Origin of the sequence: Streptomyces sp. BF23-19, assembly GCF_041106355.1 — a bacterium.
Classification (GTDB): domain Bacteria; phylum Actinomycetota; class Actinomycetes; order Streptomycetales; family Streptomycetaceae; genus Streptomyces; species Streptomyces virginiae_A.
Genome location: NZ_JBGBPT010000150.1, coordinates 1 through 9,806, shown reverse-complemented (window position 1 = coordinate 9,806; position 9,806 = coordinate 1). Strand labels below are relative to the sequence as shown.

General features: G+C 65.7%; 8 protein-coding genes and 1 pseudogene. 5 read left to right on the top strand and 4 right to left on the bottom strand.

What is annotated here, in order from left to right; genetic code table 11:
• Positions 1-1,093 precede the first annotated feature (1,093 nt).
• Positions 1,094-1,234 (top strand): annotated as a pseudogene (locus AB8A24_RS42025) (restriction endonuclease); the annotation flags it as partial.
• Positions 1,235-1,417: 183 nt separating this feature from the next.
• Positions 1,418-2,392: a restriction endonuclease gene (locus AB8A24_RS42020; protein ID WP_369479136.1), complete on the top strand. Its 975-nt coding sequence runs from the start codon at positions 1,418-1,420 to the stop codon at positions 2,390-2,392.
• A gap of 263 nt (positions 2,393-2,655) precedes the next feature.
• Here AB8A24_RS42020 and AB8A24_RS42015 read toward each other — a convergent pair whose 3' ends face one another.
• A complete protein-coding gene (locus AB8A24_RS42015; RefSeq protein WP_331746093.1) occupies positions 2,656-2,907 on the bottom strand; it encodes a type II secretion system F family protein in 252 nt (83 codons plus the stop codon).
• A gap of 427 nt (positions 2,908-3,334) precedes the next feature.
• Here AB8A24_RS42015 and AB8A24_RS42010 point away from each other — a divergent pair, with 427 nt between their 5' ends.
• Positions 3,335-3,697 (top strand): DUF1330 domain-containing protein, encoded by a 363-nt coding sequence (locus tag AB8A24_RS42010; RefSeq protein ID WP_331745603.1) that lies wholly within the window; start codon positions 3,335-3,337, stop codon positions 3,695-3,697.
• Positions 3,698-3,895: 198 nt separating this feature from the next.
• Here AB8A24_RS42010 and AB8A24_RS42005 read toward each other — a convergent pair whose 3' ends face one another.
• On the bottom strand, positions 3,896-4,906 hold the full coding sequence (locus AB8A24_RS42005) for a hypothetical protein (RefSeq protein WP_369479135.1): 1,011 nt from the start codon (positions 4,904-4,906) through the stop codon (positions 3,896-3,898).
• A 208-nt stretch (positions 4,907-5,114) separates the two neighbouring features.
• Here AB8A24_RS42005 and AB8A24_RS42000 point away from each other — a divergent pair, with 208 nt between their 5' ends.
• A complete protein-coding gene (locus AB8A24_RS42000) occupies positions 5,115-6,200 on the top strand; it encodes an IS630 family transposase (protein ID WP_369479134.1) in 1,086 nt (361 codons plus the stop codon).
• A 243-nt stretch (positions 6,201-6,443) separates the two neighbouring features.
• On the opposite strand, the gene AB8A24_RS41995 is transcribed toward AB8A24_RS42000, so the two are convergent.
• Together AB8A24_RS41995 and AB8A24_RS41990 are read right to left on the bottom strand one after the other, a co-directional pair.
• Positions 6,444-7,529, bottom strand: coding sequence for a ParB/RepB/Spo0J family partition protein (locus AB8A24_RS41995; RefSeq protein WP_369479133.1), 1,086 nt, complete (start codon positions 7,527-7,529; stop codon positions 6,444-6,446).
• Positions 7,526-8,710, bottom strand: a complete 1,185-nt coding sequence (locus tag AB8A24_RS41990) for a ParA family protein (RefSeq protein WP_331745613.1) — start codon at positions 8,708-8,710, stop codon at positions 7,526-7,528. The genes AB8A24_RS41995 and AB8A24_RS41990 overlap by 4 nt, the downstream gene beginning before the upstream one ends.
• 261 nt (positions 8,711-8,971) lie before the next feature.
• Here AB8A24_RS41990 and AB8A24_RS41985 point away from each other — a divergent pair, with 261 nt between their 5' ends.
• On the top strand, positions 8,972-9,316 hold the full coding sequence (locus AB8A24_RS41985) for a hypothetical protein (protein ID WP_331745616.1): 345 nt from the start codon (positions 8,972-8,974) through the stop codon (positions 9,314-9,316).
• Positions 9,317-9,806: the final 490 nt, after the last annotated feature.

Sequence of the window (9,806 nt, the reverse complement as noted above, 5' to 3'; positions counted from 1 at the left end):
GGTCCACTGCACCTCAGTCCTCCCACCAGAACGAGGCGCCGAGTTGGAAGTCATGCCCCAAAGGTAGCGACACCCCCTACCCTCCCGACACCACAGAGGGACAAAGCCCAGGCGCACTCGCCTTCGAGCTACCGGGGTGCGGCCCGCACCGACAGGATCCCGGGCACATCACGAGACGGGACTCCAACGCAGGGCTTAACCCGGCAACTCGCACATCACTACTGAAAAGCGACACCAAGAACGGGCCATCCGGTCAACGAACTCGGCACGCCCGGTATTGGATCGACCCGGGATCACCTGACAGGCCCGCAGGCGGGCTCTGGTGGCCTTTCGGCCGCCGATTCACCCTCGGATTACTGGGATGGGAGACGGGAACGAAGGTGTGGCTGAGCGCTTCAGTTGGCGAGTGAGCGGTTGAGTTGGCGGATCGAGCACCATCCCATGTCCTGGCAGCTCAAGACTGGCGACTCGACCTGTAGGCACGGCGGCCAGGATCGCTAAGACTGATGTGCATGTCGGGAGTGGGGTGACCCCAGGGAGTCGCCGTCTCCGCCCAGGGCAGCCCATCCAGAAGTACCTCACCGCCCGGCGCGGCGCAGCCTCCTCCGGCTCGCCGAGGAGCGCCTGGAGGCGTTCCAATGCCGATGGCATGTCTTCCCTCGTCCCTGATATGCGACTGGCTGGGAACATCATCAGGCCTCCCTCTGACAACAGCGAGTGGCCCAGCGTCCTCAACCCGGCGAACCTTCCCGGTCAGAGCACTAGACGAGGCCGACGAGGACGACATGAAGGCGGCTTTCCGCTGGGCGACCGAGGGGCGTCTCGCTCTCAGCATCTACGGAACGATGCACAGACGCTCTGCGAAGCGGTCCAGAGGGAAGCCGACCAGGCCGACCGAAACCGGGAGAAGGTCGCCGACACGTGGCGGGAGATGCGCGACGACTTCGGGCATGTATCGCGCATACGCGGCATCTCAGCACGTTTGAATTGCTCGCGGCCCGGCTCGCGCGCCGAGATGGCTTCACGATAGAACGCGCGGGAGGCGGGGCTGGCGACCTGGGCGCCGACGTCATCGCCTGACGGCAAGACCAGAGTGGTCATCCAGTGCAAGCACGGGACGGCCAAGACCACGGTCGGCTCACCCGCCATCCAGCGGCTCAACGGCACGGCACGTCCCGTGCACCGTGGCGCCCGCGTACTTGCCGTCACCAACGGGTCTTGCTCCATCCCGGCGTTCAAATTTGCGTCCTCCCAGAGCATCGATCTCATGGCCCGCCCGATCCTGGAGCGTTGGGCAACCTGGGGCACCCCCCTGTCCGAGATCCTCAAACGGGACGACAAGGAGAACGCACGAAACGCTGCCCGACCAGCAAAGTGCAGCCCAGGCACTGTCAGTGGCCTCGGGTACCCTCCGCCGGTGATCATCGACCGAAACGCTTCAGTTGTCCCCACCCGCTACACCCAGCCCCTACTCCGCAAGGTCATGGGCTCGTGCATCGGCCAGGCCGCTGACGACGATCTCCTCGCATCCTTTCTGTGGATGCAGGAGGGACGAATAGCCCTGAAACTGCACGAGGACCTCGAAGATCACCGAAGCCGAGTACAAACTGAGCTGGAACAGGCGGAGAAGCGGTGGGAAGCCGATACCCTGTCCCCCACGCCGGTGGATGAGGACGTCGAGGATATCGCCTACGACACGATCAAAGCCCTCCGCAAGGAGATCAAGCCGGCCGTAGCAGCATGCCAGGAGTCCGAAAGGGTTCTGCACGCGATGAGAGCGGAGTACGGCGACATCGAGAGGATCCGCGAGCGATTCAGCACTTCGCGCCCAGACGACCGACCACTCGTCGAAGAGATATTCGCTCCCTGGGACACTTACATCGACGCGTCGATCCGCGTAGACAGGGCACTGGAACGTGACCGTGATCGCTCCCACGCCCTCGCTCTGCAGGAAGCGGAGCTGATCAGATACCGGCAGGGTCCGGATTCCCTCACGATGAAGCAGATCCAGACCATGCACCACTCTCAGTTCGAGCGAACTGTGGCCTCACTCGCACTCCGCGATGGATACGTGATCAAGCAGGGTCGCGGGGGTTCTGGCGATCTGGGCGCCGATGTCATAGCCGTGGCCCCAGAAGGACGCACCGTCGTCATCCAGTGCAAGCACACCCAGACGAACGCCTCCGTGGGGTCCCCCGTCCTTCAGAGGCTGAACGGTACGGCGCGGCAGATCCACAACGCCGATGTCGTGGCCGTAGTCACCAACGGGTACTTCTCCGCACCAGCAGAGACGTTCGCTCGATCCCAGGACATCAAGCTCATCGGCCGGAGACAGCTGGAAAGATGGGCCACATGGGGGGTCCACCTCTCGAAGGTACTGGACACCGCGTGATGAGTCGCGCGGAGCGTAACCTCCGACACGTTGGAGCAATCGAAAGCGGCATAATGGCGTTTCTGGGTCGACCGCCCGCCTAAGTCAACGCCCGGCTGTAGAGCAACACGGTGATGTGGGACACGGCCAGTGCCGGGATAACCGACGTGGGCATCTCCTTGTCGCCCCCGCGCGCCCTCAGTGCCGTCCGTGCACGAAACCAGCTGATCCTCATGGCAACCTCCTGTGGATTTCTGCTGTTGATACCTGTGGTCAATGCGACTTCAGGTGTTGGAGAGAAGTCCCGAGGCCATACCGATCAGCACCGGCGCGACCCCGATCGCGAGAAATGCGGGGAGAAAACACAGCCCGACCGGCGCGGTGACGAGGACCGCCGCCTGCTGGGCCCGCGCGCCCGCCGTGCGGGCCCGGTCCTCCCGCAGCCCGGACGCGAGCCGGGAGACCCCCTCCGCCGCGGGCGCCCCCGTCCGCGCGGCCCGCTCCAGACAGTCGACGAGCGCCCGGGCACCCGGTATCTAGCTGGGGGGCTTGGACTTCTACCGTGTGGCTCCGGAATGAGCTTGGGCGACGCGGGGCGTTGGGTGGACCACGGGTGGGAGTGACTCAAGAGCTGAGGTACAGCTGGCAGTGATCCGTGGTTGTGCCTTCCTGTAGCGCCCGTGCAGTGTCCGGTGTCTTCAGTGAGTGGGGTCGCTCGCGCCTCCCTCGCTTTTGAATGGCTGACCGCCTCGGTCTCCTGCTGCGGTAGCTACGGCTGGCTTTGGTCACGAGGATGGCTTCTGGCGGATATTCCGTGAGAGGTAAAGCGGTGGCCTGCAGGCGGCCTCAAGTGGTTCCTCGACCTCGTGGCAATTACCTCCGGGGTTATCGCGCCGTTCAAGAGCCCTCAGCTACGTTCGTGGTCGTCACCCTCACTCCCCACCGGAACTAAGGAGCCTCCTGGTGCCCGCTTACGGCTTCGCTCATCTCCGCAGCCGCCGGAATCACTCCGACGTCGTTGAGTACCTGGAGAGCATCCAGGCGACCCTGGACCCGTTCGCAGGTCGCTTCCTCATTCACGGTCCGCCAGCCGAAGTTGTAGAGGGCAGTTGGCCCGGCAGCATGGTGCTGATCGAGTTCCCCAGCCTGACCGAGGCCCGTGCCTGGTACGACTCCCCCGCCTACCGGACCATCCTGCACCTGCGTACCGACCACATTGAAGGCGACCTACTGCTGATCGAAGGGGTCGGGCCGAATTACCAGCCGGCCGAACGAGCTCGCAAGCTGCGAGCAGAAGCCAGCCGTACGAGCCAGTCGACCGGGTAGTCCAGCAGTTGCAGACGGCGTGATGTCACAGAGGCAAGCTCCGGTGAGTGCCCTCACGGATGTGTGCCAGGGCCCGAGGATGGACGGCGCCCGTTTACCGGTTTGAGCGGCACCTGGATGTCGCCAGGTTGCGGTGGTGCCAGTCGGGTCACCAGCCGAAGGCACCGCCTTCGATGACTATGAGCAGGCCGATGGCGATCAGGAGCAGGGGAGCAGGATGTGTCCCCATCGGGCGAAGGCCTTGGCGATGACTGAGCGGTGGACTATCCACACGTACGGGTCACCGGAGATTCCACAACGTGTGTCGGAGCGCCTCCTGGAAGGAGTCACAGCAGCCTTGGCCGCTTTCCACTCGCTGCTGTCGTCCCGGCTGCGATCCCCTTGTAGCCCGGCTGGCTTTGCCCGCTTCGGTCCTCCGTCCATGTGGCCAAGAACCCTACCGCTCACACCGGGCAACGACACCACACAGCGGATTACGACAGCCCCGCCGAAGGGCCCCCTGGCCAGGGGAGCGGTCCAATGATCCTTGGCGGCTCCCGGTCGGCCTGCTCCGCTGCGGCCCTGGGCGCTGAAGACTGCACGATTCGGTCGGGGCCTGGATAGGTGGTCAGTCAGAGATAGGGGGGTGACACCGAACAGGGAGTCGAGCGGCTCCGCCTCGTATCCGACGACGAGGCAGGCCGCAGCGACCGGTCCTCGGGAGAGTTCGATCAGCCGGGCCAAGACGGCAGTCTCGGATGGCAGTTCCGCCGGCTCGAGACCGAGTGCCCGGGCCGCGCGGTCGCGCCGCTGGTCGAGGTCAGGAATGTCCTCACGGTATTGGTCGCCGACCGCCTGCAGTTCTCGCGCTGTTCGTCCGGGGGCATCCCGCCACCACGGTGCCACCAGACACAGCCGAACCAACTCCGGCAGTCCGGCAGCGAGCGGTCCTGCCTCGCCGTCGAGGCTGATGTATACCACTGGGCGTTCCTCGCCGCCCTCACCGACGAAGCAGAAGGCGTCCCCTGAGGCTGCCCGCGCAAACTGCTCCAGCCGGAACCCGGAGGCGAGTCGGGCCCCGTCCCCCAACAGGCAGTCGGCCGGATTCGACGCATCGAGGTCTGCAACGCCAGCAAGGAAGGCAACGACTTCCTCGTCACTACCCAGGAGAGGCAGCAAAGCGACGGAATGGGTTGCTGGTACACCGGCTGATGCATTCGATCCGTTCACCCGACCACCGTAACCAGGCCATCCGGCACCAGTTCCGGCAGACCTTCAGGGGCCGCGTCAGGCAGCAGGTCATGGGTGCCGGTCTGGTACTGGGACAACGTGGCTAGTGATCTGGTTTTGAGGTCTGGGCTCGCCCCATGAGGTGTGTTCTGTTTCAGATCTTGGGTTCTGCCTGACGGGGCTCGGATCGGTCCGGTGTCCTGGTGGGATGGGCGATAACAGGCTCCCGCCAGTGGTGCTGTCGGAGGCTGAACGACTGACGCTGGAGAGCTGGGCCAAGCGGCGTTCAACGGCGCAGGGCCTGGCCCAGCGCGCGCGGATCGTGTTGGCGTGCGCGCGTGGGTGGAACAACACGATGGTCGCTGCGCGGCTGGACACGGAGCGCAAGACGGTGGCCAGATGGCGGACCCGGTTCCTGCGGGACCGGCTGGAGGGCCTGGCGGACGAACTGCGGCCCGGGGTGCCGAGGAGCATCACCGACGCCCAGGTGGAAGAGGTGGTGGTCCGCACCCTTGAGGAGACACCTGCGGGTGGGACGCACTGGTCGAAGCGGGAGCTGGCCAAGGTCGTGGGGATCTCGCCTGCGAGTGTGCTGAGGATCTGGCATGCGTTCGGTCTGCAGCCATGGCGGACCGAGACGTTCAAGATCTCACCGGACCCGTTCCTGATCGACAAGGTCCGTGACGTGGTGGGCCTCTACCTGGCCCCGCCGGCGAACGCCGTCGTGTTCGCGGTGGATGAGAAACCGCAGATCCAGGCCCTGGAGCGGACCGCGCCGGTGCTGCCGATGCTGCCCGGGGTGCCCGAGCGGCGGAGTTTCGACTACGTCCGCCACGGCACCGTCGACCTGTTCGCCGCGTTGAACACCGCGACGGGCAAGGTGATCACAAAACTGTCCGCGCAGCACCGGGCCGTGGACTTCCGTGACTTTCTCGACGAGATCGACCGCCAGACCGATCCTGGCCTGGCGGTCCACGTCATCTGTGACAACCTCTCCGCCCACAAGGCACCGGTGGTGCACAAGTGGCTCCTGGCACATCCCTGGTTCCAGCTCCACTTCACCCCCACGTACTCGTCGTGGATCAATCAGGTCGAGCGGTGGTTCGCCGAGCTGGAACGACGCTGCCTCGAAGGCGGAGTGTTCTGCTCCCTCGACGACCTCAAGGCCGCCCTCGAGAATTGGATCAAGGTCTGGAACGATGAGGCCCGGCCCTTTAAGTGGACCAAGACCGCCGACCAGATCCTCGACCGCATCTGCCGCTACTGCGACAGGATCTCCAAACCAGATCACTAGGCGCACAGTCGTGGAAGCCGATTCACCAGGTGGTGGCCAATCTTCGATGTGGCGAAAGAGACGGTCGTCAAACGTCGATGCGGCTGGTCATCGCCCGATGAGGCAGCCCACCATGACCGACACGGACAGTACTGCCGCTGCTGCGGGTGGGTGCTAACGCCGTTAGCACCCACCCCCTCAACGCACCGGAGCCCGCCGGGCCAGACGGCCCAGCGGGCTCCGCACTGCGAGCTCGAAGGAGTGCTACCCGTCGCCGTGAGCGGTGAGGAGCCGCTCAAGGAGAACCTCGCGCTGGACCTCATCCATCTTCTCGAAGATCAGATCGGCAACTCCGTTGCCGTCGTGCCACGGAACGCGGGGGAGCTTGAGGATGTCGACGAGGTGGGGCTCGTCCATTGGCGGAGCGGCGGGCGCCTGGTCTTCGGGCTCCGCTTCGGAACGCGAACTGTCGCCGGTGTCTCCTACGGGAGCAGGAGCGAGAGCGGGAGCAGGGGTGCTAACGGCGTTAGCACTTGGTACGAACTGCTCGCGCGTTTCGGCAGCGGGGGGAGTGCTAACGGCGTTAGCACTCGTGGCGCCTGCCTGCTTCCGCTGCTTGGCAGCCGCACGCTTGGCCAGGGCTTCCTCCGCGGCGCTCTGCTGCTGCTGTGCGGGGAGCTGGCCGACGTTACGGGCGATCTCCACCGGGAGGCTGCGGTCCTCCACCGCCTCTTGGAGCTCCGGAGTGAGCTTGAGGAGCGCGAGGCGCTGTGTGACCCACGGACTGGACTTGCCCAGAGCCCTGGCGACAGCACGCTGGGACCCGTGGACGTGGACGAGCCGCTGGAGAGCCTTCGCCTCGTCCAAGGGGTCGAGGTTCTCGTGTTGAACGGCCGCGGTGAGGGCCGTCTCCAGGAGGGTGTCGGCGTCCTGTGCGAGGGAGTCGTCGACGTGGACGGGAACGTCATCCAGGCCAGCGAGGTTCGACGCCGCCAGGCGACGATTCCCGTCGACGACGATGTAGGCGGCTTCTCCCAACCCTTCCTCCTGGCCGGGGTGGGCAGTGAGGAAAGCCTGACGGGTGACGACCGTAAGAGGCTGGATGACGCCTCGTGCCGTCAGGCTGTCAGCGAGGTCATCAACGGACTTGAGTTCCTCGCGCGGGTTGTAGGGGTTGTGGGCCAGGGTGCCAACGGCAACGCGCAGCGTCCCGGTCGGGCCGGTGGAGGTCTGTTCCGCAGCGGGGCCGTCCTGACCAGAGAACCTTGCGAAGGAAGCCGCGCGGCTACTCATGGGCTGGGCGACCGCGTTGAAGGTGGGGGAGTCCCCCAGCATGTCCGCCTTGCTCATGGCATCCTCACTCCCCGGGCGATCTGCCTCATCTGGTGGGACTGCTCGCAATCGGGCGCGTAGTCCAACAGCGGGCGCTGCTTCCGGACCGCCTCGCGCTGCTCCTTCACATCGGGCACCACAGCGAGGACCGGGGGAGTGCCCAGGGACTTCCACTTGTCGAGCGACGACGTCGCGATGTAACCGCGCCGACTGTCGAACTTGTTGACGACCAGACCCAGCTGCTCGATGGCGATGTCGAAGTCCCGGGAGAGGGAGTCGATCTGCTGGATGAGCATCCCGTACGCCTGGGCGGAGGTGTCCTCGGCTTCGACGGGGATGACGAGGCCGGAGGCGCCCGGCTTCTCGTCGTCGCGTTGGCGTCCGTAGTTGAGCGCTGCGTCCATGGCGAGGCCGAGGCTGGGGGGCGAGTCCACGACGATGACGTCGAACTCGTCCTCGAGGGAGGCGAGGGCCCGCTCGAGAGCGGCGTGGCGGGGGCCTCGGAAGACGGTGAGTCCCGAGTCCAGGAGGAAAGCGTCGAACGCGGCGGGCAGGATCCGGAGCCGACCGCCGAACCGGTCACCGTCTATGGCGATGGTCAGGTCGAGGAGCGACTGCTTGGCCTGCTCCCGGTGCAGCATGTGCGTGATGAGGCTTTCCTCGCCGGCGGGAATCGCGGTGAGGCCGAGCTGGTGGGTGAGGTGCCCCTGCGGGTCGTAGTCGACGAGCAGCACCCGCAGGCCACCGATGCCCGCACCGGCCGCGGCGCCGACGGCAGTCGGGTCTTCCGCGAGTGCCTGGGCAAGACCGGCGGATACCGCGGTCTTGCCGACACCGCCCTTCTGGTTGCAGACGATGATCCGGCGGGTTGTGTCCTGTACCCCGGCGGGGTGGTCGGCCAGCCACAGGACCACCGACTGGGCCAGCCCCTGGATGTAGGAGACGCCACGCTGGCGGCAGTCGACCTTGAAATCCTCGTAGAGGCCTTCGGGGAGGTAGGTACCGAATGAGTCGGCGCCCGCGGTATTGACCGCAGGAAGTTCCTCCGTGCAGTCCCGCCAGGCCTGGATGCCACCCGCGACGGCGTCCTGCATGTCGGTCTGGAGCTGCGCCGCGCGGACCTTGAGAGCTTGCTGGAGGTGAGCGGGCAGCTTGGAGACGAGCTTCTCCCGCTCACCTCCCGAGATGGGAGATGACATAGGCGGCAGCATACTGCCGCCAACATGGTTTCATGCCACACGTTAGGTGCGTTTTGCCTAGTTTCCGCGTTAGTTGCTGTCTGGGTGCTAACGCCGTTAGCACCCAGACAGCGACAACAGGGCACCAGATGACCGACTCTGACCCGTTGTCCTATCTCACTGGACCTTGACCGAGCTCACCGAACTTGGACCACACGGCTGATCAGCGCTTCGCTGGTTACGGCTCCCCGGCTGTCAGCGTCGATCGTCATCATGGGAGACATGACCAACCCGAACCTCAGCACCGGCAGTACCTGGCGGCTCCACCACGGCGCCCAGGAGATCGCCCGGCTGACCGTGACCGGCGCCGATATGCCCTGGACTCACGCCGAGGTCGAGACACTTCCTGGTTTCGAAGAGTTCCGTCCCCTCTTCAGTGAGCAGGAGCGGGCTGTCGACGAGGAGGACTGGGACCGGGCCGATGCCTGCTACACCCGGATACGCAGCGCGCTCACCCTGACGTTTCCCGACGGCGGCCCCGTCGCCGAGTTCATGCTGCACATCCACGACGACGGCACCGCCGGCTGGCGCTGGCACGACGAGCTCTTCGACGCGGTGAACCAGTGACGCGCTGGTGGGTTCGCTGCTTCTGGGACGAGGAAGCGTCGCGATTCGAGCTGGACAGCTATGGGTATGTAATCCGGCAGGTCGAGTTGCAGGAGCCCGGAAGCAGGGCTCTGACTGCGGCCTCGCTGGCCGAGTGGCAAGAAGCCGGAAGAGACGGCCGGTCAGCTGCATACGAGAGCGTCTACGGTCTCACCGCGGAACCGCCCATCTCCGAGTGGGAGGGACACGACCCGCGGCAGTTGTCGGCCGATGAGTTCGAGATCGTTTGGTCGACCGCCCGCCAAGAACTTCAGGATCGTCCACCGCGCCCCCCTTCCTGGGCGTGTCCACTGCTGCGGCCTCTGACCAGGAAAATGCCACGGCGAAGGGCCGGCCCAGGAGCTGCTACTCGCTCTTCTTCGGGCGGGGGAGTCTCCAGCGGTCCGCCCGATATCGCGCGGGCTCGTTGTTGCCGGGCTTCGGCGGGTTGAGCCTGCGGACCACGGCGCAG